The 23006-nt window shown below is 71.2% G+C and carries 26 protein-coding genes and 1 riboswitch; of the genes, 11 read left to right on the forward strand and 15 right to left on the reverse strand.

Translation table 11 applies throughout. From position 1 onward, the window contains the following. Window positions 1–87: 87 nt before the first annotated feature. From thiE to ACIRD7_RS22685, 4 genes are all read right to left on the reverse strand, one after another. The gene (gene thiE, locus ACIRD7_RS22670; RefSeq protein ID WP_403455984.1) at window positions 88–750 is read right to left on the reverse strand and encodes a thiamine phosphate synthase; all 663 of its coding nucleotides are present in this window, start codon (window positions 748–750) and stop codon (window positions 88–90) included. Window positions 751–1028: 278 nt separating this feature from the next. Beyond that, a complete protein-coding gene (locus ACIRD7_RS22675) occupies window positions 1029–1394 on the reverse strand; it encodes an Rv2175c family DNA-binding protein (RefSeq protein WP_403455987.1) in 366 nt (121 codons plus the stop codon). A gap of 77 nt (window positions 1395–1471) precedes the next feature. Continuing rightward, window positions 1472–2689 carry an NAD(P)/FAD-dependent oxidoreductase gene (locus tag ACIRD7_RS22680; RefSeq protein ID WP_403455989.1) on the reverse strand — a complete coding sequence of 406 codons (1218 nt, stop codon included), beginning with the start codon at window positions 2687–2689 and terminating at the stop codon, window positions 1472–1474. 32 nt (window positions 2690–2721) lie between these two features. Beyond that, complete coding sequence (locus ACIRD7_RS22685) at window positions 2722–3072, reverse strand: hypothetical protein (RefSeq protein WP_403455992.1); 351 nt, start codon at window positions 3070–3072, stop codon at window positions 2722–2724. A 52-nt stretch (window positions 3073–3124) separates the two neighbouring features. Further along, window positions 3125–3236, forward strand: a riboswitch (TPP riboswitch). On the opposite strand from ACIRD7_RS22685, the gene thiO reads away from it, so the two are divergent. From thiO to ACIRD7_RS22715, 6 genes are all read left to right on the forward strand, one after another. Then, complete coding sequence (thiO, locus tag ACIRD7_RS22690; protein ID WP_403455995.1) at window positions 3234–4400, forward strand: glycine oxidase ThiO; 1167 nt, start codon at window positions 3234–3236, stop codon at window positions 4398–4400. (Overlaps the previous riboswitch by 3 nt.) Next, window positions 4397–4597 (forward strand): sulfur carrier protein ThiS, encoded by a 201-nt coding sequence (gene thiS, locus ACIRD7_RS22695; RefSeq protein ID WP_403455997.1) that lies wholly within the window; start codon window positions 4397–4399, stop codon window positions 4595–4597. The genes thiO and thiS overlap by 4 nt, the downstream gene beginning before the upstream one ends. Window positions 4598–4600: 3 nt before the next feature. After that, window positions 4601–5395 (forward strand): thiazole synthase, encoded by a 795-nt coding sequence (locus tag ACIRD7_RS22700; protein WP_403456000.1) that lies wholly within the window; start codon window positions 4601–4603, stop codon window positions 5393–5395. Between the two features lie 119 nt (window positions 5396–5514). Further along, on the forward strand, window positions 5515–7449 hold the full coding sequence (gene pknB / locus ACIRD7_RS22705; protein ID WP_403456001.1) for a Stk1 family PASTA domain-containing Ser/Thr kinase: 1935 nt from the start codon (window positions 5515–5517) through the stop codon (window positions 7447–7449). Window positions 7450–7505: 56 nt separating this feature from the next. Further along, a complete protein-coding gene (locus ACIRD7_RS22710; RefSeq protein WP_403456003.1) occupies window positions 7506–8399 on the forward strand; it encodes a deoxyribonuclease IV in 894 nt (297 codons plus the stop codon). A gap of 75 nt (window positions 8400–8474) precedes the next feature. Next, on the forward strand, window positions 8475–8960 hold the full coding sequence (locus ACIRD7_RS22715) for a DUF4396 domain-containing protein (protein ID WP_403456004.1): 486 nt from the start codon (window positions 8475–8477) through the stop codon (window positions 8958–8960). A 22-nt stretch (window positions 8961–8982) separates the two neighbouring features. On the opposite strand, the gene ACIRD7_RS22720 is transcribed toward ACIRD7_RS22715, so the two are convergent. Continuing rightward, a complete protein-coding gene (locus ACIRD7_RS22720; protein WP_403456005.1) occupies window positions 8983–9615 on the reverse strand; it encodes a sulfite oxidase-like oxidoreductase in 633 nt (210 codons plus the stop codon). A gap of 175 nt (window positions 9616–9790) precedes the next feature. On the opposite strand from ACIRD7_RS22720, the gene bfr reads away from it, so the two are divergent. Then, window positions 9791–10267 (forward strand): bacterioferritin, encoded by a 477-nt coding sequence (gene bfr, locus ACIRD7_RS22725; protein ID WP_403456007.1) that lies wholly within the window; start codon window positions 9791–9793, stop codon window positions 10265–10267. A 19-nt stretch (window positions 10268–10286) separates the two neighbouring features. Here bfr and ACIRD7_RS22730 read toward each other — a convergent pair whose 3' ends face one another. Both ACIRD7_RS22730 and ACIRD7_RS22735 read right to left on the reverse strand, forming a co-directional pair. Then, window positions 10287–10544, reverse strand: coding sequence for a bacterioferritin-associated ferredoxin (locus tag ACIRD7_RS22730; protein WP_403456009.1), 258 nt, complete (start codon window positions 10542–10544; stop codon window positions 10287–10289). Between the two features lie 120 nt (window positions 10545–10664). After that, a complete protein-coding gene (locus ACIRD7_RS22735) occupies window positions 10665–12017 on the reverse strand; it encodes a class II 3-deoxy-7-phosphoheptulonate synthase (RefSeq protein ID WP_403456010.1) in 1353 nt (450 codons plus the stop codon). A gap of 96 nt (window positions 12018–12113) precedes the next feature. On the opposite strand from ACIRD7_RS22735, the gene ACIRD7_RS22740 reads away from it, so the two are divergent. Together ACIRD7_RS22740 and ACIRD7_RS22745 are read left to right on the forward strand one after the other, a co-directional pair. Continuing rightward, on the forward strand, window positions 12114–12170 hold the full coding sequence (locus tag ACIRD7_RS22740) for a trp operon leader peptide (protein ID WP_078516689.1): 57 nt from the start codon (window positions 12114–12116) through the stop codon (window positions 12168–12170). A gap of 113 nt (window positions 12171–12283) precedes the next feature. Next, the gene (locus tag ACIRD7_RS22745) at window positions 12284–14164 is read left to right on the forward strand and encodes an anthranilate synthase family protein (RefSeq protein WP_403456012.1); all 1881 of its coding nucleotides are present in this window, start codon (window positions 12284–12286) and stop codon (window positions 14162–14164) included. Here the strand turns inward: ACIRD7_RS22745 and ACIRD7_RS22750 are convergent. From ACIRD7_RS22750 to ACIRD7_RS22770, 5 genes are all read right to left on the reverse strand, one after another. Beyond that, on the reverse strand, window positions 14116–15135 hold the full coding sequence (locus tag ACIRD7_RS22750) for a 2-hydroxyacid dehydrogenase (RefSeq protein ID WP_403456015.1): 1020 nt from the start codon (window positions 15133–15135) through the stop codon (window positions 14116–14118). The genes ACIRD7_RS22745 and ACIRD7_RS22750 overlap by 49 nt on opposite strands. 56 nt (window positions 15136–15191) lie before the next feature. Beyond that, window positions 15192–16220 (reverse strand): 6-phosphofructokinase, encoded by a 1029-nt coding sequence (locus ACIRD7_RS22755; RefSeq protein WP_393508225.1) that lies wholly within the window; start codon window positions 16218–16220, stop codon window positions 15192–15194. 137 nt (window positions 16221–16357) lie between these two features. Then, window positions 16358–17050: a response regulator gene (locus ACIRD7_RS22760; protein WP_403456017.1), complete on the reverse strand. Its 693-nt coding sequence runs from the start codon at window positions 17048–17050 to the stop codon at window positions 16358–16360. Continuing rightward, window positions 17047–18276, reverse strand: a complete 1230-nt coding sequence (macS, locus tag ACIRD7_RS22765) for a MacS family sensor histidine kinase (RefSeq protein ID WP_403456020.1) — start codon at window positions 18274–18276, stop codon at window positions 17047–17049. The genes ACIRD7_RS22760 and macS overlap by 4 nt, the downstream gene beginning before the upstream one ends. A gap of 40 nt (window positions 18277–18316) precedes the next feature. Further along, a complete protein-coding gene (locus tag ACIRD7_RS22770) occupies window positions 18317–19024 on the reverse strand; it encodes a lysophospholipid acyltransferase family protein (RefSeq protein WP_403456404.1) in 708 nt (235 codons plus the stop codon). A gap of 158 nt (window positions 19025–19182) precedes the next feature. Here ACIRD7_RS22770 and ACIRD7_RS22775 point away from each other — a divergent pair, with 158 nt between their 5' ends. After that, complete coding sequence (locus ACIRD7_RS22775; protein WP_403456023.1) at window positions 19183–19962, forward strand: alpha/beta hydrolase; 780 nt, start codon at window positions 19183–19185, stop codon at window positions 19960–19962. After that, window positions 19955–20608 carry a hypothetical protein gene (locus tag ACIRD7_RS22780; RefSeq protein WP_403456024.1) on the forward strand — a complete coding sequence of 218 codons (654 nt, stop codon included), beginning with the start codon at window positions 19955–19957 and terminating at the stop codon, window positions 20606–20608. Before ACIRD7_RS22775 ends, ACIRD7_RS22780 begins: the two co-directional genes overlap by 8 nt. On the opposite strand, the gene ACIRD7_RS22785 is transcribed toward ACIRD7_RS22780, so the two are convergent. The 3 genes from ACIRD7_RS22785 to ACIRD7_RS22795 all read right to left on the reverse strand — a co-directional run bounded on the left by ACIRD7_RS22785 (window position 20605) and on the right by ACIRD7_RS22795 (window position 22992). After that, on the reverse strand, window positions 20605–21351 hold the full coding sequence (locus ACIRD7_RS22785; RefSeq protein WP_403456026.1) for an endonuclease/exonuclease/phosphatase family protein: 747 nt from the start codon (window positions 21349–21351) through the stop codon (window positions 20605–20607). The two genes, ACIRD7_RS22780 and ACIRD7_RS22785, sit on opposite strands and share 4 nt — an antisense overlap. 113 nt (window positions 21352–21464) lie before the next feature. After that, window positions 21465–22418, reverse strand: a complete 954-nt coding sequence (locus ACIRD7_RS22790) for an ROK family glucokinase (RefSeq protein WP_403456028.1) — start codon at window positions 22416–22418, stop codon at window positions 21465–21467. A gap of 67 nt (window positions 22419–22485) precedes the next feature. Beyond that, window positions 22486–22992, reverse strand: a complete 507-nt coding sequence (locus tag ACIRD7_RS22795; RefSeq protein ID WP_403456030.1) for a DUF5304 domain-containing protein — start codon at window positions 22990–22992, stop codon at window positions 22486–22488. Between the last annotated feature and the right edge of the window lie 14 nt (window positions 22993–23006).

Raw genomic sequence — 23006 nt, forward strand, 5'->3', positions numbered from 1 at the left:
GCTGACCACAGGCTGAGACGTCGGCGGGGCCGAACCCGCCTCCGGTCGGCCTAGGTCGCCGTCGCCCGGCACGCCGAGAGCACGCGCCTAGGCCTGCCGCAGTCGCTTGGCGAACTCCGCCGCCGCCGCGCCCGGGTCGTCCGCCTCCGTGATCGCCCGTACGACCACGACGCGCCGGGCGCCGGCCTCCAGCACCTCATCGAGGTTGCCGAGGTCGATGCCGCCGATGGCGAACCAGGGGCGGTCGGTAGCGAGGGAGCCGGTGTGCCGGACCAGGTCGAGGCCGGGCGCGTGGCGGCCGGGCTTGGTGGGGGTGGGCCAGCAGGGGCCCGTGCAGAAGTAGTCCACGCCGTCCTGGGCGGCGGCCGCGTCGGCCTCGGTGTCGGCGTGCGTGGAGCGGCCGATCAGGATGTCGTCCCCGAGGATCGCGCGGGCGGCGGGAACCGGGAGGTCGCCCTGACCCAGGTGCAGGACGTCGGCGCCGGCGGCGTGCGCCACATCCGCGCGGTCGTTGACCGCGAGCAGCTTGCCGTGCCGGGCGCAGGCGTCGGCGAAGACCTTCAGGTGTTCCAGTTCCTCGGCGGCCTCCATGCCCTTGTCGCGCAGCTGCACGATGTCGACGCCACCGGCCAGCGCGGCGTCCAGGAACTCCGCGAGGTCGCCCTGCCGCTTACGGGCGTCCGTGCAGAGGTAGAGCCGGGCGTCGGCGAGCTGACTGCGGACGCTGCCTGCGGTGACGGTTTCGGACATGCGGTGCCCCCTGGGGTCGGACTGCCGGTCGGGTGAGGTCGGGCGGGTGCCGGACGCAGGCACGGTAGCCGGAGCGGAGCGGGCGGGGCGGCGCCGGTCGGCGGGCGGCCCCGGCGGTGCCGTCGTATGCGGCCCGGCGGTGTCCTCGTGTACGGCGGCGCGGAACCACGCCCGTCGCCGACGGCGATCGATCGGCGCCGGGGTCGTGCCGGCCCGCGGCCGGGGCCCGCACGGCCCCGGCCCGGACGCCGGACGTTGTTCGGATCCCGGTGTTCGGCTCAGACGGCGAGCGCCTGGGCGCGGCGCTTCACCTCCGTGCCGCGGTTCTCGCTGAGGGCCTGCGCGGGGGTGCCGGGCAGGCTCTCGTCGGGAGTGAAGAGCCACTCCAGCATCTCTTCGTCCGTGAAGCCGTCGTCCCGCAGCAGCGTCAGGGTCCCGGACAGGCCCTTGACGACCTTGTCGCCGTCGATGAAGGCGGCAGGGACGTGCAGCGCGCGGTTCTCACCACGGCGTACGGCGATGAGCTGGCCCTCCTTGACCAGCTGCCGGACGCGGGTCACCTCGACATCGAGTTGTTCGGCGATGTCGGGCAGGGTGAGCCAGGCGGGGACGAGAGCATCGATCTTTGCGTCAATCTCGGTCACGGAAACAAGCCTGCCATCTGCCACTGACAGTCGGAAGTCAGGCCGGTCCACCTGGGAGGAGCCATCGCCTCAACGCGCTAAGCCGTCGCCGCCTTCAGCGGCCGGGCCGGGTCCGTCAGCAGCCGCGCGTCCATCGGCGTGCCCGACTCGATCAGCCGCCGCCCCTGCGCGAGGTCCCTCGGCCGGCCCACCGCCAGCAGGGCGACGAGGCGCCCCTCCCGCAGCCAGCAGACGCTCCACGCCGGGCCCGAGGGATCGCCGCGCCACAGGGTCGTGTCGGCGGCGGCGTGATGACCGGCGTACTGGACGAAACGGCCGAACTGCTCCGACCAGAAGTACGGCACGGGGTCGTAGACGGCGGCGGTCTCGCCGAGGATGTTCGCGGCGACCGTGCGCGGGCCCTGGAGGGCGTTGTCCCAGTGGTGCACGAGCAGGCGCTCGCCGTACCTGGCCGACGGGAAGGACGCGCAGTCGCCGACCGCGTAGACGTCCGGCGCGGAGGTGCGCAGCCGGTCGTCGGCGACGACGTCGCCGTGCGCGCCGAGCTCGATGCCCGAGCCGGCCAGCCAGGCCGTGGCGGGCCGCGCTCCGATGCCGACCACGACGGCGCCCGCGGCCAGCCGCGAGCCGTCGTCGAGGATCACCGCGCCGGGCTCGACGCGCGCCACGCGCGCGCGGGTGCGCAGCTCCGTGCCGCTGTCCTCGTACCAGGCGGTCATCCGCGCGGCCACCTCCGCGGGCAGCGCACCCGCGAGCGGCCGGTCGGCGGCCTCCACGACCGTCACCGCGCAGCCCGCCTCGCGCGCGGCCGTGGCGAACTCGGCGCCGATCCAGCCCGCCCCGACGACCACGATGTCGTGCTGGCGGGCGAGCACCGGCCGCAGCCGCTCGGCGTCGTCCAGGGTGCGCAGCAGATGCACGCCGGGCACGCCCTCGGCGCCGGGCAGCCGGATCGGTTCGGCGCCGGTGGCGAGCACGAGGACGTCGTACGGGACGGGCCCGGCCTCGGTGTCCAGTTCCCGGTCGGCGACGCGCACGCCGAGCACCTCGCGCCCGAGCCGCAGGTCGATGCCGAGCGCGTCGAAGTCGACGTCGAAGGCGGAGCCCTCGGCCTTGCCGAGCAGCACGGCCTTGGACAGGGGCGGCCGGTCGTAGGGCTGATGGGGCTCGGCGCCGATCAGGGTGATGGTGCCGGTGAAGCCCTGTTCCCGCAGGGCGACCGCCGTCTGCACGCCGGCCATGCCGGCGCCGGCGACGACCACGGACCGCTGCGACTGCGTCGTCTGCTCGCTCACCTGATCACCATAGACAACTGACAATTTGTCAGTCAGGAGTCGTGCTCAGTGACCTGCTCCACAACGCTGGTGCCGCTGCCCGGCTGCGACTCCCACTCCCAGCTCTCCTCCAGCCGCACCCGCCCGTCGGGCAGGTCGACCACCGTGGACACGCAGTGCCCCGAGGACGTGGTCCCGTCCCGCTTGAGCTGCACGTACCGGAAGTCCAGCCGGTCGCCTTCCCGGACGCCCACGAGATACCCGCGTACGACGTCGCCGCCCGCGTACTCGGCCCAGATCTCGCCGTCCTTCTCGTGGTACGTGAACCGGGTCCGGGTACCCACCTGACCTGGGGCTTGGTCCGCGACGGGGGCGAGGACGAGACCGTCGAGCGAGCGGGCCATGGGCTGAGGCTCCCTTACTGAGACATACGGCAGCGGGCTAGGGTGGCCCAAGTAGAGCACTCGCGGGAGCCCGGACGCACCGGGCTGAGAGGGAGGCTGGCGGCCTCCGACCGTACGAACCTGATCCGGGTCATGCCGGCGAAGGGAGGGGCTGGACGCCCATGTCGCGTACGCGAACGTCAGACGTCCTCGTCGTAGGGGGCGGAATCATCGGCCTGGTCACGGCGTGGCGGGCCGCGCAGCGCGGGTTCACGACGGCCGTCGTGGACCCGGAGCCGGGTGGCGGCGCCGCCCAGGTGGCGGCCGGGATGCTGGCCGCCGTCACGGAACTGCACTACGGCGAGCAGACCCTGCTGGGGCTGAACCTCGCCTCGGCCCGCCGCTATCCGGACTTCGCGGCCGAGCTCACCGACCTCACCGGCCACGACCTCGGTTACCGCCGCTGCGGCACGCTCGCCGTCGCGCTGGACGCCGACGACCGCGCGCACCTGCGCGAACTGCACGCCCTGCAGCACCGGTCGGGGCTGGACTCCGAGTGGCTGTCGGGGCGCGAGTGCCGGCGCCTGGAGCCGATGCTCGCGCCGGGTGTGCGCGGCGGGCTGCGGGTGGACGGCGACCATCAGATCGACCCGCGGCGGCTGGCCGGGGCGCTGGTGGCCGCGTGCGAGCGGGCCGGCGTGGTCTTCCACCGGTCGTGGGCCGAGCGCCTCGATGTCGTCCGGGACCGGGCGGCCGGCGTCACCACCACGGACGGCACCGAGCTGGGCGCGGACCAGGTGGTCCTCGCGGGCGGCAGCCTCAGCGGGCGGCTCGCGGGTGTCCCGGACGAGGTACTGCCGCCCGTGCGGCCCGTGAAGGGGCAGGTGCTGCGGCTCACCGTGCCGCGGCGGTACGCGCCGTTCCTGAGCCGGACCGTGCGGGCCGTGGTGCGCGGCAGCCACGTGTATCTGGTGCCGCGCGAGAACGGGGAGCTGGTCGTGGGGGCGACGAGCGAGGAGCAGGGCTGGGACACCACGGTGACCGCGGGCGGGGTGTACGAACTGCTGCGCGACGCCCATGAGCTGGTGCCGGGCATCACGGAACTGCCGCTCACCGAGACCCGGGCCGGCCTGCGCCCCGGCTCCCCCGACAACGCGCCGCTGCTCGGCCCGACCGAGCTTGCGGGACTGTCGCTGGCGACCGGGCACTACCGCAACGGCGTGCTGCTCACACCGGTCACCGGAGACGTCATGGCGCATGTGCTGGCCACCGGTGAACTCCCTCAAGAGGCCCGCGACTTCACACCCCGGCGGTTCACCGCCGCCGTCCTCACGGAGCAGCCGGCATGAACATCTCCCTCAACGGGGAGCGACGAGAGATCGCTCCCGGTACGGCGCTCGACGGCGCCGTACAGCTGCTCACCGCGGCGCCCTCCGGAGTGGCCGCCGCCCTCAACGAAACCGTCGTCCCGCGCACGCAGTGGCCGTCGACGCCCCTGACCGAGGGTGATCGCGTCGAGGTCCTGACCGCCGTCCAAGGAGGCTGAACCATGGCCGACGATCCCTTCGTCCTCGGCGGTACGTCCTTCACGTCCCGCCTGATCATGGGCACCGGCGGAGCGCCCAGCCTGGACGTGCTGGAGCGGGCGCTGGTGGCGTCCGGTACGGAGCTGACGACGGTCGCGATGCGGCGGGTGGACCCGTCGGTGCACGGTTCGGTGCTGTCCGTGCTGGAGAAGCTCGGGATCCGGGTGCTGCCGAACACGGCGGGCTGCTTCACCGCCGGGGAGGCCGTGCTGACGGCCCGCCTCGCGCGCGAGGCGCTCGGCACCGAGCTGATCAAGCTGGAGGTCATCGCCGACGAGCGGACGCTGCTGCCGGATCCGATCGAGCTGCTGGACGCGGCCGAGACGCTGGTGGACGACGGTTTCACCGTGCTGCCGTACACCAATGACGACCCCGTGCTGGCGCGGAGGCTGGAGGACGTCGGCTGCGCGGCGATCATGCCGCTCGGGTCGCCGATCGGTTCCGGGCTCGGCATCCGCAATCCGCACAACTTCCAGCTGATCGTCGAGCACGCGCGCGTGCCGGTGATCCTGGACGCGGGTGCCGGTACGGCGTCGGACGCGGCGCTCGCGATGGAGCTGGGGTGCGCGGGTGTGATGCTCGCCTCGGCGGTGACGCGGGCGCAGGAGCCGGTGCTGATGGCCGACGCGATGAGGCACGCGGTGGACGCGGGACGGCTGGCGTACCGGGCGGGGCGGATCCCGCGGCGGCACTTCGCGGAGGCGTCGTCGCCGGTGGCGGGCCTCGCACGGCTGGACCCGGAACGCCCCGCGTTCTGAACGCGCGTTCGAGGGAAAGTCTTCGGCCAGTGAGGCGTCCGTCACAGGTCAGCTTCAGTCCCGCTCCGATCCCGGCCGAACCGGACGGCGTGTCAGTGTCTGCTCGTACACTCACCTGCGTGGATACGACCCTTCAGGACCCTCTGGTCGGGCAGGTGCTCGACGGCCGGTATCGCGTGGACGCGCGGATCGCGGTCGGCGGGATGGCCACGGTCTACCGGGCCCTGGACACCCGCCTGGACCGCGTGCTCGCGCTCAAGGTGATGCATCCCGCGCTGGCGGTGGACGGTGCGTTCGTCGACCGGTTCATCCGGGAGGCGAAGTCCGTCGCCCGTCTGGCGCATCCGAACGTGGTGCAGGTCTTCGACCAGGGCACCGACGGGTCGTACGTCTATCTCGCCATGGAGTACGTCGCGGGCTGCACCCTGCGTGACGTGCTGCGCGACCGCGGGGCGCTGCAGCCGCGGGCCGCCCTGGACATCCTGGAGCCGGTGCTCGCCGCGCTCGGCGCCGCGCACCGGGCCGGTTTCGTGCACCGCGACATGAAGCCCGAGAACGTGTTGATAGGGGACGACGGGCGGGTCAAGGTCGCCGACTTCGGGCTCGTGCGGTCCGTGGACACCGTGACCAGCACCACCGGCGCCGTCCTCGGCACCGTCTCCTATCTCGCCCCCGAGCAGATAGAGCAGCCCGGCACCGCCGACGCCCGGGTCGACGTGTACGCGTGCGGTGTCGTCCTCTACGAGATGCTGACCGGCGAGAAGCCGCACGACGGGGACTCCCCCGCCGTGGTGCTCTACAAGCACCTGCACGAGGACGTCCCGCCGCCCTCGGCGATCGTGCCGGGGCTGGCGTACGAGCTCGACGAGCTGGTCGCGTCGGCCACCGCGCGCACCCCGGACATCCGCCCCTACGACGCCGTGGCACTGCTCGCGCAGACCCGCCAGACGCGCGCCGCGCTGAGCGAGGACCAGCTGGACGCGGTGCCGCCGCAGGCGCTCTCGGCGCAGCACAGCAACGCCGACGACCGCACGAGCGTGATCCCCCGCGCACTGAACATCCAGCGTCCGCTCCCCGTGAACGGGGACGAGCCCGAGGCCGTCCTCAACCGGACCAGCCGGCTCCAGACGCCGCCGCCCCCGCCGCCCCGGCGCCGGTCGGGCTCGCGCGCGCCGCGCGGACCGCTCCTCGTCGTCGCCGCCGTCCTGCTGGTCCTGGGCCTCGGTGTCGGCATCTGGTACATCAACTCCGGCCAGTTCACCCAGGTCCCGCCACTGCTGTCCAAGACCGAGGCGCAGGCCCGGGACCGGCTGGAGGAGGCCGGGCTCGACGTCGGCAAGGTGGAGCGCTCCTACAGCGACACCGTCAGGCGCGGCACCGTCATCAGCACGGACCCGGAGACCGGTGCCCGCATACGTCACAACGACTCCGTGGCGCTGGTCATCTCGGCCGGCCCGGAGACGGTGAAGGTGCCCGACCTCCAGGGCTATCCGCTGGCGAAGGCGCGAAGCGAGCTGAAGGAGAGCGGTCTCCAACCGGGCATGGTGACCCGGGAGTTCAACGACGACGTCAGCCGGGGTTCCGTCATCTCCTCGGAGCCCGGTGACGGCACCAAGGTCCGCTCCGGTTCCGCGGTCGCGCTGACCGTGAGCAAGGGCCGCCCGGTGGACGTCCCCGACGTCACCGGCGAGGACCCGGCCGACGCCAGGGCCGAGCTGGAGGAGGCCGGCCTGAAGGTGAAGATCGCCGCCGCGCGGGTCAACTCCGAGTTCGATGCGGGCCAGGTCGCGCAGCAGTCGCCGGCGGAGGGCCGCCAGGCCGCCGAGGGCGACACCGTGACTCTGACGCTGTCCAAGGGTCCCGAGATGATCGAGGTCCCGGACGTGGTCGGGGACAACGTCGACGACGCCAGGGCCGAGCTGGAGGCCGCCGGCTTCGGGGTCGACGAGGACCGCGGTCTGCTGGGCCTGTTCGGCGACACGGTCAAGAAACAGTCCGTGAAGGGCGGCGAGACCGCGCCCAAGGGATCGACGATCACGATCACCATCCGGTGAGTCACCCCTCACCGGCCGGTGACCGGCCGTGCCGGACCGCATGACACCCTGAACGGGTGAGAGATCAGCAGTCCGGCCCCGCCCTCACGGGCCCGTCCCGCAACCCCGTCGGCGGTCATGTCCCCGTGGCCGGCGGCCTCAGCTCCGTCGGGCTCACCTACGCCCACGACCTCAAGGCGGAGACCGTCCAGGTCTTCGTGGCCAACCCGCGCGGCTGGGCCACGCCCGCCGGGAATCCGCGGCAGGACGAGGAGTTCCGCGCGGTGTGCGAGGCGGAGTCGATCCCGGCGTACGTCCATGCCCCGTATCTGATCAACTTCGGTTCGCACACCGAGGCGACGGTCGAGAGGTCGGTGGAGTCGCTGCGGCACTCGCTGCGGCGCGGGCGGGAGATCGGCGCGCTCGGCGTGGTCGTGCACACGGGCAGCGCGACCGGCGGCCGGGAGCGTTCGGTGGCTCTGAAGCAGGTACGCGAGTACATGCTTCCGCTGCTGGACGAGCTGACCCACGACGACGACCCGTTCCTGCTGCTGGAGTCGACGGCGGGCCAGGGCTTCTCGCTGTGCTCGCGCACCTGGGACTTCGGTCCGTACTTCGAGGCGCTGGACGCCCATCCGAAGCTGGGCGTGTGCCTGGACACCTGCCACATCTTCGCCGCCGGCCACGACCTGACCGGCCCGTCCGGCATGCACCAGACGCTCGACCTGCTGGTGGACACCGTCGGCGAGGGCAGGCTGAAGCTGATCCACGCCAATGACTCCAAGGACGTCGTCGGCGCCCACAAGGACCGGCACGAGAACATCGGCGCCGGTCACATCGGCGAGGACCCCTTCCGGGCGCTGATGACGCACCCGGCCACCGAGGGCGTACCGCTGATCATCGAGACACCCGGCGGCAAGGAAGGGCACGCGGCGGATGTGGAGCGGCTGAAGAAACTCCGGGACGCATAACCCGTGACGGAATACCCCAGGGGGGTATACGGTTCCTGTCGGTGCAGGAACCGTGACCTGGCATTGGGGGCTCTCATGCAGCACGAATCACACGCGGCACACGCGCACCACCACGAGGTGGCCGCGACCAGCAGCTGGGCGATGGCCGTCCGGGCGACCCTGCACTGCCTCACCGGCTGCGCCATCGGCGAGGTGCTGGGCATGATCATCGGCACCGCGCTCGGCTGGGGCAACGTGCCGACCCTGGTGCTGGCGATCGTCCTGGCCTTCTTCTTCGGCTACGCCCTCACCCTGCGCGGCGTGCTCAAGGCCGGCGTCGGCCTGCGCCCGGCGCTCAAGGTGGCACTGGCCGCGGACACCCTGTCCATCGCCGTGATGGAGCTGGTCGACAACGGTGTGATCGTGCTGTGGCCGGGCGCCATGGACGCCGAGCTCACCGACCCTCTGTTCTGGTGGGTGCTGGCCATCGCGCTGGCGGTCGCCTTCGTCCTGACGACGCCGGTCAACAAGTGGATGATCGGCCGGGGCAAGGGGCACGCGGTGGTGCACCAGTACCACTGACGGCCACCGGAAGGATCAGGAGTCAGAGCTCGGGGCCGTCCCCGGGCTCCTCCTGGTAGCTGTACCGCTGTTCCTTCCAGGGGTCGCCGATGTTGTGGTAGCCGCGCTCCTCCCAGAAGCCGCGGCGGTCGGCGGTCATGTACTCCACGCCGCGGACCCACTTGGGCCCCTTCCAGGCGTACAGATGGGGGACGACGAGGCGGAGCGGGAAGCCGTGCTCCGCCGTGAGCAGCTCGCCGTCCTTGTGGGTGGCGAAGATCGTGCGCTCGGCGGCGAAGTCGTCCAGCCGGAGGTTGGAGCTGAAGCCGTACTCCGCCCAGACCATCACATGGGTGACAGCGGGCGCGGGCGGCGCGATCTCCAGGATCGTCCGGGCCGGGATGCCGCCCCACTCCGCACCGAGCATGCTGAACTTCGTGACGCAGTGCAGATCGGCGACGACGGTGGTGTACGGCAGAGCCGTGAACTCCTCATGGGTCCAGCAGTGCTTCTCGCCGTCGGCGGTGGACCCGAAGACCCTGAACTCCCAGCGCTCGGGCCGGAACTTCGGGACCGGGCCGTAGTGCGTGACCGGCCAGCCGCGCTGCAGCCGCTGTCCCGGCGGAAGCTCGGAGTGTGCTGCTGCTCCACCTTCGCGCTCCACCGGCTGACCCATGACTCCATCCTGACAGACCCGAAGCAGTGCACCTGACCGCACCCTCCGCAATCCATTTCAAAACGGACTAAGCATGCACTTACTTACTAAGTGAAGACTTACTGGACGATCTTTCTCGCCGGTGCAATCATGCGGCGCAACCTGCCAGTTCCCCCGCTTGGAAGGAGCCTCTGCGATGCAGGGCGACCCCGAGGTCCTCGAATTCCTGAACGAGCAGCTGACCGGCGAGCTCACCGCGATCAACCAGTACTGGCTGCACTACCGCATCCAGGACAACAAGGGTTGGACGAAGCTCGCCAAGTACACGCGTGAAGAGTCCATCGACGAGATGAAGCACGCGGACAAGCTCACCGAACGCATCCTCATGCTGGACGGCCTGCCCAACTACCAGCGGCTGTTCCATGTGCGCGTCGGCCAGACGGTGACCGAGATGTTCCAGGCCGACCGGCAGGTCGAGGTGGAGGCGATCGACCGCCTCAAGCGCGGCATCGAGGTCATGCGCAGCAAGGGTGACATCACGTCCGCGAATCTCTTCGAGTCGATCCTCGAGGACGAGGAGCACCACATCGACTACCTGGACACCCAGCTGGAGCTCATCGAGAAGCTCGGCGAGGCGCTCTACCTCGCGCAGCAGATCGAGCAGCCCAGCTGATCCGGACGACAGGGCCTGGCTAGGCCGCGTCCTCGAGCTCCGCGAGCACCGGCTTGCCCCGGTCGGCCAGCTCACGCCGGGGGCATGTGTCCCTGCCGAGAAGCGCCTGAATGCGCCGCACACACGATCCGCAGTCGGTGCCCGCCTTGCAGGCCGAGGCTATCTGGCGGGGGGTGCAGGCACCGTCCTCCGCGTGCTTCTTGACCTGCTGCTCGGTGATGCCGAAGCAACTGCAGACGTACACGCGGTTCACCTCCCGGTGGGATCGATGTGCCATCCCCTTGATCGGTGAGGCTAACCTAACCTTACCCGCCACGCAGGAGCCGTAAAAGTGGGGCGGGGCGCGGATCGTATGTGATCCGCGCCCCACTGCACCTCTTCGTAACAGGCGAACCCGTTACTGGTCCCTGTACATCTCCGCGACGAGGAACGCCAGGTCAAGCGACTGGCTGCGGTTCAGACGCGGGTCGCAGGCCGTCTCGTAACGCTGGTGCAGATCGTCGACGAAGATCTCGTCGCCGCCGCCCACGCACTCGGTGACGTCGTCGCCGGTGAGCTCCACGTGGATGCCGCCCGGGTGGGTGCCGAGGCCCTTGTGGACCTCGAAGAAGCCCTTGACCTCGTCGAGCACGTCGTCGAAGCGGCGGGTCTTGTGACCGGAGGCCGCCTCGAAGGTGTTGCCGTGCATCGGGTCGGTCACCCAGGCCACCGTCGCGCCGGACGCCGTGACCTTCTCGACCAGCTCGGGAAGCCGGTCGCGGATCTTGTCGGCGCCCATGCGGACGATGAAGGTCAGCCGGCCCGGCTCGCGCTCCGGGTCCAGGCGCTCGATGTACTGCAGCGCCTCCTCGGCCGTCGTCGTCGGGCCGAGCTTGATGCCGATCGGGTTGCGGATCTTCGAGGCGAACTCGATGTGCGCGCCGTCCAGCTGCCGGGTGCGCTCACCGATCCACACCATGTGCCCGGAGACGTCGTACAGCTGGCCGGTGCGGGAGTCGACCCTGGTCAGCGCCGACTCGTAGTCGAGGAGCAGCGCCTCGTGCGAGGAGTAGAACTCGACCGTCTTGAACTCCTCCGGGTCGGCCCCGCAGGCGTGCATGAAGTTCAGCGCGTTGTCGATCTCGCGCGCGAGCTGCTCGTAGCGCTGGCCGGACGGCGAGGACTTCACGAAGTCCTGGTTCCAGGCGTGCACCTGACGCAGGTCGGCGTAGCCGCCGGTGGTGAACGCGCGGACCAGGTTGAGCGTGGACGCGGAGGCGTTGTACATCCGCTTCAGCCGCTCGGGGTCCGGGACGCGGGCGGCCTCGGTGAAGTCGAAGCCGTTGACGGAGTCGCCGCGGTAGGTCGGCAGCGTCACGCCGTCGCGGGTCTCGGTCGGCTTGGAGCGCGGCTTGGAGTACTGGCCGGCGATGCGGCCGACCTTCACGACCGGCACCGAGGCGGCGTACGTCAGCACGGCGCCCATCTGGAGCAGCGTCTTGAGCTTGTTGCGGATCTGGTCCGCGGACACCGCGTCGAAGGCCTCGGCGCAGTCGCCGCCTTGGAGGAGGAACGCCTCTCCCTTGGCGACGGCCGCCATCCGGGCGCGCAGCTGATCGCACTCGCCCGCGAAGACGAGCGGCGGATACGACTCGAGGTCCGCAACGACTGCGCGCAGAGCCTCGGTGTCGGGGTACTCGGGCTGCTGCGCCGCGGGCAGGTTTCGCCAGGTGTTGCCAGCGCTCGCGCTGGGCTTAGCGTTCACGGTCACGACCTCAACATTACGGGGTCGTGTCGGGCGTCCTGCCCCATGCCCATCAATTGAGACACGAGGTACACGACTCGGACATGGGGTAGGGTGCCTCGCATGTTCGCGCACTCGACCCAGAACTGGTGGTGGACCGCTCATCCGGCGGCCCGCTGACTGCGCGTACGAAAGACTTCGCGAAGGCCGCCCGAGGGGCGGCCTTCGGCGTTTCCGGGGTCCGTTCCTCACCGACATCGACCGACATCGATGGACATCGAGGAAGAGGAACCATGGACCTGGCACAGCTCCTGCACGACCCCCGCCCCTTCGCGCTGCTGCGCCGCCGCACCCCGGGCCACGACCACGACCTGATCGAGGTCCTGATCGGCCCGGTCACCGACCACGACCGCCTCGCCGGCCTCCCGGAGGAGGGCCTCGCGCTCGTCCCCTTCCGGCAGATCCGCGAACGCGGCTTCGACGTACGCGACGACGGCACACCGTTGACGGTGCTGACCCCCGAGGAGTCGTACGGCATCCCGCTGGCCGAGGCCCTGGAGCTGTTGCCGGCGCACGACGTGCGGGTCGAGGGCGGTGGCTTCGACGTCGGCGACGAGGAGTACGCGGAGATCGTCGGGCGCGTGCTGCGGGAGGAGATCGGGCAGGGCGAGGGCGCGAACTTCGTGATCCGGAGGACGTACGAGGGCGCGATCCCGGGGTTCTCCCGTGCCGACGCGCTGGCGCTGTTCAGGCGGCTGCTGGAGGGTGAGCGGGGCGCGTACTGGACGTTCGTGGTGCACACCGGGGAACGGACGCTGGTCGGGGCGAGCCCGGAGGTGCACGTGCGGATGTCCGGCGGGACCGTCGTCATGAACCCGATCAGCGGGACGTACCGCTATCCCGCCGAGGGACCGACGCCCGAGCACCTGCTCGGCTTCCTGGCCGACGGCAAGGAGATCGAGGAGCTGTCGATGGTCGTCGACGAGGAGCTCAAGATGATGTGCACCGTCGGCGACATGGGCGGGGTCGTCGTCGGGCCCCGGCTGAAGGAGATGGCGCACCTCGCGCACACCGAGTACGAGCTGCGCGGGAAGTCCTCGCTGGACGTGCGGGAGGTGCTGCGGGAGACCATGTTCGCGGCCACCGTCACCGGCTCGCCGGTGCAGAACGCGTGCCGGGTCATCGAACGGCACGAAGTCGGCGGGCGTGGGTACTACGCGGGCGCGCTGGCGCTGATCGGCCGGGATGCGGGCGGTGCCCAGACCCTCGACTCACCCATCCTGATCCGCACGGCCGACATCGACGCGGCCGGCGGGCTGCGGGTGCCGGTCGGCGCCACGCTGGTGCGCGGCTCGGACCCGGAGAGCGAGGTCGCGGAGACCCACGCCAAGGCGGCGGGAGTGCTGGCGGCCCTGGGCGTACGGCCGTCCCGGCCCCGGGACGAGCACGCGCGCGCACGTCTGGCCGACGACCCGCGCGTGCGGGCCGCGCTCGACGGGCGCCGGGCCTCCCTGGCCCCGTTCTGGCTGCGGATGCAGGAGCGGTCCGGAGAGCTCGCCGGACACGCCCTGGTCGTCGACGGTGAGGACACCTTCACCGCGATGCTGGCCCATGTGCTGCGGTCGAGCGGCCTCGACGTCACCGTGCGGCGCTACGACGAGCCCGGACTGCGGGACGCCGTGCTCGCGCACGAGGGCCCGGTGGTGCTCGGTCCCGGGCCCGGGGACCCGCGCGACCTCACCGACCCGAAGATGGGCTTCCTGCGCGACCTCGCCGCCGAGGTGATCCGCAACCACCGGCACGGCGTCCTCGGTGTCTGCCTCGGCCATGAGCTGATCGCGGTCGAGCTCGGGCTGGACATCGTGCGCAAGGAAGTGCCCTACCAGGGCGCCCAGACCACGATCGACCTGTTCGGGCGGCCGGAGACGGTCGGCTTCTACAACAGCTTCGTGGCGCGCTGCGACGACGAGGCGCGCGCGGAACTCGCCGAGCACGGCGTCGAGGTCAGCCGGTCCGGCAACGGCGAGGTGCACGCGGTGCGCGGCCCCGGGTTCGCCGGCGTGCAGTTCCACCCCGAGTCGGTCCTGACGCTGAACGGCGCCGGCGTCGTACGCGATCTGATGGCTCAGTTGCGCGGCACGAGCACGTTCTCCGAACGGCGGCCCGCCGTGTAGTCGAGGACGTTCTTCAGCGTGGCCTCGACGATCTGACCGACCGCGTCCTCGGTGTAGTACGCCTGGTGCGAGGTGACCAGGACGTTCGGGAAGGTGACGAGGCGGGCCAGGGTGTCGTCCTCGACGGCGTGGAGGGACTTGTCGAGGAAGAAGAGCCCGGCCTCCGCCTCGTAGACGTCGAGGCCGACGCCCGTGAAGCGGCCCTCGCGCAGTTCGGCGACGAGGGCCGCGGTGTCGATGAGGCCGCCGCGGCTGGAGTTGACCAGGATCGCGTCGTCCTTCATCGACCTCAGTGCGTAGGCGTCGATCAGCCGGCTGGTCTCGGGCATCAGCGGGACGTGCAGGCTGACCAGGTCGGACTCGGCGAGCAGGCGTTCCTTGGGGACGTAGCGCATGCCGAGCTGCATGCAGGCGGGGTTCTCGGCGATGTCCCAGCCGAGCAGTTTCATGCCGAAGCCGTGGGCGATGCGGGCGAAGGCCTCGCCGATCTTCCCGGTGCCGAGGACGCCCGCGGTGCGGCCGTGCATGTCGCGGCCCATCAGGCCGTCGAGGCGGAAGTCGAAATCGCGGGTGCGCGTGGAGGCGCGCACGATCCGGCGGTTGACCGCCATGGCGAGGGTCCAGGCGAACTCGGCCACGGAGTGGGGCGAGTAGTACGAGACGCGGGACACGGTCATCGCCAGGCGCTGGGCGACCTTGAGGTCGATGTTGTTGAAGCCCGTGGAGCGCTGCGCGACCATGCGGGTGCCGCCGGCCGCCAGGGTCTGCAGGACGTGGCTGCCGAGGTCGCAGTTGACGCTGGTGCAGACGATCTCGTGGCCGGTGGCGATGGGGGCGGTGTCCTCGTTGAGGAAGACGTCCAGGCAGCGGACCTCGTGATGGCCCTGGAAGGCCCGTTCGATCATGGGCTTCTCGTCCGCCTGCACGCCGAAGGCGAGAATCTCCGAGGCTGCTCCCGTTCCTGGGGCCATGGGCCGAATATACGGCCCACGGCCCCCTGCCGCCGGGCGGGCGGCGGCCGGTCCGCTCAGCCGAAGAAGACCCCGACCTCCTCGTACAGCTTCGGGTCCACCGTCTTCAGCTTGGCCGTGGCCTCCGCGATCGGGACGCGGACGATGTCCGTGCCGCGCAGGGCGACCATCTTGCCGAAGTCGCCGTCGCGGACCGCCTCGATGGCGTGCAGCCCGAACCGGGTGGCCAGCCAGCGGTCGAAGGCGCTCGGGGTGCCGCCGCGCTGGATGTGCCCGAGGACCGTCGTGCGGGCTTCCTTGCCCGTGCGCTTCTCGATCTCCTTGGCCAGCCATTCGCCGACCCCGGAGAGCCGGACGTGTCCGAAGGAGTCCAGCGACTCGTCCTTCAGCACCATGTCGCCGTCCTTCGGCATCGCGCCCTCGGCGACGACCACGATCGGGGCGTACGACGCCTTGAAGCGGGAGGTGATCCAGGCGCAGACCTTGTCGACGTCGAAGCGCTGTTCGGGGATCAGGATGACGTTGGCGCCGCCGGCCAGCCCGGAGTGGATGGCGATCCAGCCGGCGTGACGGCCCATCACCTCGCAGACCAGGACACGCATGTGGGACTCGGCGGTGGTGTGCAGCCGGTCGATGGCCTCCGTCGCGATGCCGACGGCGGTGTCGAAGCCGAAGGTGTAGTCGGTGGCGGACAGGTCGTTGTCGATCGTCTTGGGCACACCCACGCAGGGCACGCCGTACTCGTCGGAGAGGCGGGCGGCGACGCCGAGGGTGTCCTCGCCGCCGATGGCGATGAGCGCCTCGACCTCCTGCTTGGCGAGGTTCTCCTTGATGCGCCGGATGCCGTCCTCCTGCTTGAGGGGGTTGGTGCGCGAGGAGCCGAGGATGGTGCCGCCGCGGGGCAGGATGCCGCGCACGGCGGGGATGTCGAGACGGACGGTGTCGTTCTCGAGCGGACCTCGCCAGCCGTCCCGGAAGCCGACGAAGTCGTAGCCGTACTCCTGTACGCCCTTGCGGACGACGGCCCGGATGACGGCGTTGAGACCGGGGCAGTCGCCGCCTCCGGTCAGTACTCCGACCCGCATGGAAATGTCCCTTCGCCGCGGTTGCCTGGTGAGGCCACGCTAATGGTGAGCCAGGTCACAACGGGATGGGTAGGAACGGCAATTCCGGTGAACCGCCGGGTATTCGGTTTACGCGGCGTCAAGCCGGTGGCACCGGATCACTCGTCGTCGAGCCCGCGCTCGATCGCGTACCGCACCAGCTCCACGCGGTTGTGCAGCTGGAGCTTGCCGAGGGTGTTCTGCACGTGGTTCTGGACCGTGCGGTGGGAGATGACCAGGCGTTCGGCGATCTGCTTGTAGCTCAGGCCCTTGGCGACCAGGCGCAGCACCTCCGTCTCACGGTCGGTGAGCTGCGGGGCGCCCGGCTGGTCGGTGTCCTGGGCGGCGGGAGCCGGTTCGGAGGCGAGGCGGCGGTACTCGCCGAGGACCAGGCCGGCGAGACCGGGCGTGAACACGGGGTCGCCGACGGCGGTGCGGCGCACCGCGTCCAGCAGCTCCTCCGTGGACGCCGACTTCAGCAGGTACCCGGTCGCGCCCGACTTCACGGCCTCCAGCACGTCGGCGTGCTCCCCGCTCGCGGACAGGACGAGGACGCGCAGCGCCGGGTTGTGGCCGACGAGCTCCTTGCAGACCTGGACGCCGGGCTTGGCGGGCAGGTTCAGGTCGAGCACGAGGACGTCAGGAGCTGCGGCCTTGGCACGGCGTACCGCCTGCTCGCCGTCCCCGGCCGTGGCGACCACGTCGAAGCCCGACTCGGCCAGGTCACGGGCGACCGCGTCGCGCCACATGGGGTGGTCGTCGACCACCATCACCTTTATGGGGGCCTGCTCCGCGCCCGTGGTGTCCGTCATCGCCGTTCCGCCTTCCCCCGGGCAGCGTCGCTGTCCTTCGGTACCTTCAGTTCCACCTCGGTGCCCTGTCCCGGCACCGAGATCAGCTCGGCGGTGCCGCCGAGGTCGCGCAGCCGCCCCCGGATCGACAGGGCGACTCCGAGCCGTCCCTCGCCCTCGGCCTGGGCGAGCCGGCCCGCGGGGATGCCGGGGCCGTCGTCCCGCACGGTGACGATCACCTCGCCGGGCTCGTCCTCGACGAGGATCCACGCGCGCGCCTGCTCCCCCGCGTGCCTGCGGACGTTGTCCAGCGCGGCCCCGACGGCGGCGGCCAGCTCCCGCGCGGCGACCGGGCTCAGCGCCACCGGCGCGCCCGGCTCCGCGAGGCTCACCTTCGCCCCGGCGTACGGGGCGAGCAGCGCGCGGATGTCGACGCTCCCGGCGGAGTCGTCCGGCTCCTCCACGGCCCGGACCACGGCTCCCTCGGCGGCGTCCTCCGACACCCGCGAGACGGGCACCAGTCCGCCCGAGACCAGCGTGCGCAGCGCCACCTCCTGCTCGCCGGCCATCCGGCCCAGCTCGGCCGCCTCACCGCCGATGACGGCGCCGCGCCGCTGCACCATCGCCAGCACCTGCAGGACGCTGTCGTGGATGTCCCGGGCGAGGCGTTCGCGCTCGCGGGTCGCCGCCTCGATCTCCAGGGCGCGGGCGAGGGTGCGCTCGGAGGCGCGGGCTACCTCGACGACGTACCCGATGGCGATGGAGGCGATCCAGACCAGCAGCACCATGTGGACGGTGTCGCGGGTCGGTACGCCGGAGCGGTGCACCAGGTTGGCGGCGGCGACCAGCGTCGAGGCGAACGCGGCCCAGCGCCAGCCGCCCTTGATGGCGAACGCGAGTACGGACCCCGCCGTCCATATCGACGGCAGGGTCGGCGCCCCGGCCTCGATCCGCTCGGGCGACTCGGCGATGCGGGTCAGCAGGATGCCGGCCAGGGCGATGGTGAGGTCGGCGGTCAGGAAGCGCTTGGTGCAGCTCGCGGCGTTCGCGACGCGCGGCAGGGTGGCCAGCGTCCACACGGCCAGTACGGCGTAGTAGGCGATGGCGACCCAGGGGCGGGCGACCTCGTCGTAGGCGCTGACGAAGAGACCGATGGCGTACACCATGGTCAGCACCCGGTAGCCGGTGAGCGCGCGCCACAGCGGCTGCTCCACGGACATCCTCATGACCCGCTCACGCCTGGCCATGCCCCCACCCCCCTGTTGTGAACCCCGCCTGTGCCGCGACCTACTTCGTCTTCTTCGACTGTTCCTTCTCGGCCTTCGCCGCGTCCGCGATCTGCCGCTTGGCAGCGGTCGCGTACATGTCGACGTACTCCTGGCCGGAGAGCTTCATGATCTCGTACATGACCTCGTCGGTCACCGCCCGGAGCACGAAGCGGTCGTGCTCCATGCCCTGGTACCGGCTGAAGTCCAGGGGCTTGCCGATCCGGATGCCCGGCCGCATCAGCTTGGGCATGACCTTGCCCGGCGGCTGGATCTTCTCCGTGTCGATCATCGCGACCGGAATGACCGGAGCTCCGGTGGCGAGCGCCACGCGCGCGAGGCCGCCGGGCTTGCCCCGGTAGAGCCGGCCGTCGGGCGAGCGGGTGCCCTCGGGATAGATGCCGAACAGCTCACCGCGCTCCAGGACGTCTATGCCGCTCTTGACGGCGGCCTCACCCGCGCCGCGCGCCCCCGAGCGGTCCACGGGCAGCTGGCCGACGCCCTTGAAGAAGGCGGCCGTCAATCTGCCCTTGACGCCGGGGGTGGTGAAGTACTCGGCCTTCGCGATGAAGGTCACCTTGCGGTCGAGGACCGCGGGCAGGAAGAACGAGTCGGAGAACGAGAGGTGGTTGCTCGCCAGAATCGCGGGGCCCTCGGCGGGGACATTCTCCAGGCCTTCCACCCAGGGCCTGAAGGCGACCTTCAGCGGTCCCCCGATGGTCACCTTCATCGCGCCGTACAACAACCGAGTGCCTCCTGTTTGTGTCGATCAGACCTTAACCCGGAGCACTGTCAATGAGCCCGACGGCCCTGGTCGGTGTCAGTGCGGTCGCGTACGGTGAAGCACACCTGGCTGTGTCGTCACTCTCAAGAACAGGAGACCGTAAGGTGCCGGTCCTTCCTGGAGCCGAGCCGTACCGCCACGAGGGCGGGGAGATCGGGGTCCTGCTCTGCCACGGCTTCACCGGTTCCCCCCAGTCGCTGCGCCCCTGGGCGGAGCACCTCGCCGAGCACGGGCACACCGTCTCGCTGCCGCTGCTCCCGGGGCACGGCACGCGCTGGGAGGACATGCGGCTCACCGGCTGGCAGGACTGGTACGCCGAGGTGGACCGCGAGCTGCGCAACCTGCGCGACCGCTGCGAGCGGGTCTTCGTGGGCGGACTGTCCATGGGCGGCGCGCTGGCGCTCAGGCTCGCCGCCAAGCACGGCGAGGGCGTGGCGGGCGTGCTGCTGGTCAACCCGGCGAACAAGGTGCACGGCCTCGCCGCGTACACCCTCCCGGTCTCCCGCCACTTCGTCCGTACGGCGCCGGGGATCGTCAGTGACATCGCGAAGGAGGGCCCGGTCGAGCTGGGCTACGCCCGGGTGCCGCTGCACTCGGCCCACTCCCTGCGGAAATTTTTCGGGCAGGTCGACCGCGAGCTGCCGCAGGTCACCCAGCCGCTGCTGCTCCTGCGCAGCCGGCAGGACCACACCGTGCCGGCGGTGGATTCGGAGCGGATCCTGAGCCGGGTGTCTTCCACGGACGTAACGGAGATCGTGCTGGAACAGAGTTATCACGTGGCGACGTTGGACCATGACGCGGACCGGATCTTCGAGGAGAGCCTCGGATTCATCGGCCGGGTCGCGACCGGCGTCGGCAGAGAAGGGACGACTGCACGTGGCTGAGCACGACTCCGACCGTGAGAGGCGCGAGGACCGCGACGATCGCGAGCCGGAAGAGCAGCACGTCCCGTTCGACGAGGACGCCGCCTGGGCGGCGATCGTCGCCGGGTACGGCGAGGAGCCGAAGGACCCTCCGGGCTCGAGGCCCTTCAAGTCGGTCGAGGACCTGGCGCTGCCGGCACCCGAGCCGAACGACGAGGCGGGCGCCCCGGCGGCCGAGAACCCGGAGGAGTCGAAGGACTCCCCCGACGACGAGGGCGCGGCGGCGCGGAAGGACGAGGAGTCCGGCGCGGACAAGCCGGCCAAGCCGCTGGGCAGCTCGGTGGCCTTCGCGCCCGGCGTCGGCCCGCGCGACTACAGCGTGCCCGAGCCGTCCGAGGACGACTTCGACAGCGACGACGAGGGGCACTTCGTCCCGCCGGAGCCGCCGCCCCTGCCGGCCGCCGACGCGACCGCGAAGTTCGCCTGGCTCGCGGTGATCGGCGGGCCGATCCTGCTGCTGCTCGCCGTGCTGCTGGGCTGGGACATGACGTGGTGGCTGGCCACGCTCGGCATCGGCGGGTTCCTGGGCGGGTTCGCCACGCTGGTGACGCGGATGCGGACGGACGACGAGGACGACGACGATCCCGGGCGCGGAGCCGTCGTCTAGGACGCGGGGATTCTGAGGGCGGCGAGGACCGGAAAGTGGTCCGTGGCCGCCCTCAGGTCTGTCTGTGTGATGCCGGGCTGGTCGACGGGGACCCCGCAGCCGAGCACCTCGATGCCCTTGGTCGCGAAGATCGCGTCGATGCGCTGGTAGGGGTCGGACGGGGTCCAGGTGTACTCGCTGCCCCAGGGGGCGGTGGCCCAGCAGTCCTGGAGGCTGTCGGCGAGGCGGCTGAAGGTGCGGCCGGTGGGGCGGTCGTTGAGGTCGCCGCCCGCGATCGCGTGTTCCACGCCCAGAGCGGCGAGGCGGTCGAGCAGCATGCCGCCCTGTTCGTAGCGTTCGTCCTGCTGCAGGGAGAGGTGGCAGCAGAGCACGCCGAGGCGGGCGCCGCCGAAGCGGACCACCGCCGTGGCGAAGCCGCGCCGGTGCAGTCCGGGGGTGAGCGGGAGGAGTACGTCCTCGCTGCGTTCCACGGTGGCCCTGAGATTGCACAGGATCGCCGGGCCCGCGGCCGTGGCGCCGCCGGTGAGGACGACGAGGTTCGCGGCGCGGGCCAGGCGGGCGAGCTTCTTGCGCCAGCGGAAGAAGCGGGGGGCTTCCTGGATGAGGACCAGGTCGGGGTCGCAGGCGGTGATGACGCGGGCGAGGGCGTCGGTGTCGTCGCGCATGGAGCGGATGTTGTAGCTGAGGACGCGGATGAGGGCTGATCCGTCGGGCTCGGTACGGGAGTCGGGCAGCAGCGCCATGCCGATCAATGTACGCCCAATGGCTCGGGGCGCGAGGCTCGTGTGCGACTGCCGGTTCGTCGTGGCTGGTCGCGCACCTCCCCGCGCCCCTGAGCAGGACCGGTCGACCACGCTTACATGATCGGGTCGGGCTCCCGGGCCAGGTCCGCCGCGCCCACCAGGCCAGCGTCGTTGCCCAGTTGGGCGGCGATGACGTCGGCGACCGGGCGCCAGTTGCCGCCGACCAGCCAGCGCTTGTAGGACTTGCGGATCGGGTCGAGGACCAGTTCGCCCTCGTCCGAGAGGCCGCCGCCGACGATGAAGGCGGACGGGTCGAACAGGGAGGCCAGGTCGGCGAGGCCGGCGCCGGCCCAGCGGGCGAGCTCGCGGTAGGAGTCGACGGCGACCGGATCGCCCTGGCGGGCGGCCATGGAGATGTGCTTGCCCTCGATGCCCTCGGGGCTGCCGTCGCCGAGGCCCAGCAGGATCTCGGCGTTCTCCGGGGTGGCGTTGGCGCGCTGCTTGGCGTAACGGACCAGGGCGCGGCCGGAGGCGTACTGCTCCCAGCAGCCCTGCGAGCCGCAGCCGCAGAGCAGGCCGTCTGGGACCATCCGGATGTGGCCGAACTCGGCGGCGACGCCGTAGTGCCCGCGGCGGAGCTTGTTGCCGATGATGATGCCGCCGCCGAGGCCGGTGCCCAGCGTGATGCAGATGACGTTGCGGTGGCCCTTGCCGGCGCCGAACTTGTACTCGCCCCACGCGGCCGCGTTGGCGTCGTTCTCCACGACGACCGGGAGGCCGACGCGGGTCTCGACCTTCTCCTTCAGCGGCTCGTTGCGCCAGTCGATGTTCGGCGCGAAGTAGACCTCGGAGCGCTGCCGGTTCACGTAACCGGCCGCACCGATGCCCACTCCCACGATCTCGTGCCCGGCCCGTGCTCCCTCGACGGCGGAGGCGATGGCGTCCACGATCCCGTCGGGCGTGCCCGGGGTCGGCACCTTGTGGGTCGAGAGGATGTTGCCTTCCTCGTCGACCACACCGGCCGCGATCTTGGTACCGCCGATGTCGACGCCGATGGTGAGTCCCATGAATCCCTCAGTTTCGGTCGAGCCCCGCTATGGGCAACCGTACCCGAGGCGCCGCCACCGACGGTGTTCAGTCCAAATCGATGCGTTGGCCGGGACCGGTGCCCTCGCCCGGGTCGCGCTTGTCGTCGTCGAGCTCGTCCAGTTCCTGGGTGCCGGCCTGGCCGGTCGTCCAGCGCCGTTCCTGGTTCTGGACCGCGGAGCGGTAGGCGGCGAGGAGTTCGTTGCCGGCCGCGGCGAGGTGGTCGAAGACGTCCGGGTTGCGGTCGATGACGGGCTCGACGGCGGCCTTGGCCTGCTGCACGACCTGCTTGACCACCTGCTGGGCGGCGGGTCCGGCGACCGCGCCGAGCAGCGGGGACTGCAGGGTCGACAGCTTGTCCGCGACGGTGTCGACGAGCTTGCGCAGTTCCTCTGCGGCCGAGCCCGGGGGCGGCCCGTACTGGGTGCGGCGGCGGGCCTTCTCCTCCGCGAGGTCCTCGGCGCACGCCGTCGCCCAGGCGTCGGCGTCGGTCGCCCGTACCTCGTCGACGGGCTCGTGCTGGGTGCCCTCGGACGGGGGGAGCTCTTCGCTCATGACGGACTCCTGAC

It is taken from the genome of Streptomyces sp. NPDC093568, from assembly GCF_044764945.1.
GTDB lineage: Bacteria > Actinomycetota > Actinomycetes > Streptomycetales > Streptomycetaceae > Streptomyces.

Coding starts and splice junctions, on each gene's coding strand:
- thiE (WP_403455984.1), bottom strand. CDS start 750: ATGTCCGAAACCGTCACCGCAGGCAGCGTCCGCAGTCAGCTCGCCGAC.
- ACIRD7_RS22685 (WP_403455992.1), bottom strand. CDS start 3,072: ATGGCCCGCTCGCTCGACGGTCTCGTCCTCGCCCCCGTCGCGGACCAA.
- thiO (WP_403455995.1), top strand. CDS start 3,234: ATGTCGCGTACGCGAACGTCAGACGTCCTCGTCGTAGGGGGCGGAATC.
- thiS (WP_403455997.1), top strand. CDS start 4,397: ATGAACATCTCCCTCAACGGGGAGCGACGAGAGATCGCTCCCGGTACG.
- ACIRD7_RS22700 (WP_403456000.1), top strand. CDS start 4,601: ATGGCCGACGATCCCTTCGTCCTCGGCGGTACGTCCTTCACGTCCCGC.
- ACIRD7_RS22715 (WP_403456004.1), top strand. CDS start 8,475: ATGCAGCACGAATCACACGCGGCACACGCGCACCACCACGAGGTGGCC.
- ACIRD7_RS22720 (WP_403456005.1), bottom strand. CDS start 9,615: ATGGGTCAGCCGGTGGAGCGCGAAGGTGGAGCAGCAGCACACTCCGAG.
- bfr (WP_403456007.1), top strand. CDS start 9,791: ATGCAGGGCGACCCCGAGGTCCTCGAATTCCTGAACGAGCAGCTGACC.
- ACIRD7_RS22730 (WP_403456009.1), bottom strand. CDS start 10,544: ATGGCACATCGATCCCACCGGGAGGTGAACCGCGTGTACGTCTGCAGT.
- ACIRD7_RS22745 (WP_403456012.1), top strand. CDS start 12,284: ATGGACCTGGCACAGCTCCTGCACGACCCCCGCCCCTTCGCGCTGCTG.
- ACIRD7_RS22750 (WP_403456015.1), bottom strand. CDS start 15,135: ATGGCCCCAGGAACGGGAGCAGCCTCGGAGATTCTCGCCTTCGGCGTG.
- ACIRD7_RS22755 (WP_393508225.1), bottom strand. CDS start 16,220: ATGCGGGTCGGAGTACTGACCGGAGGCGGCGACTGCCCCGGTCTCAAC.
- ACIRD7_RS22760 (WP_403456017.1), bottom strand. CDS start 17,050: ATGACGGACACCACGGGCGCGGAGCAGGCCCCCATAAAGGTGATGGTG.
- macS (WP_403456020.1), bottom strand. CDS start 18,276: ATGGCCAGGCGTGAGCGGGTCATGAGGATGTCCGTGGAGCAGCCGCTG.
- ACIRD7_RS22770 (WP_403456404.1), bottom strand. CDS start 19,024: ATGAAGGTGACCATCGGGGGACCGCTGAAGGTCGCCTTCAGGCCCTGG.
- ACIRD7_RS22785 (WP_403456026.1), bottom strand. CDS start 21,351: ATGGCGCTGCTGCCCGACTCCCGTACCGAGCCCGACGGATCAGCCCTC.
- ACIRD7_RS22790 (WP_403456028.1), bottom strand. CDS start 22,418: ATGGGACTCACCATCGGCGTCGACATCGGCGGTACCAAGATCGCGGCC.
- ACIRD7_RS22795 (WP_403456030.1), bottom strand. CDS start 22,992: ATGAGCGAAGAGCTCCCCCCGTCCGAGGGCACCCAGCACGAGCCCGTC.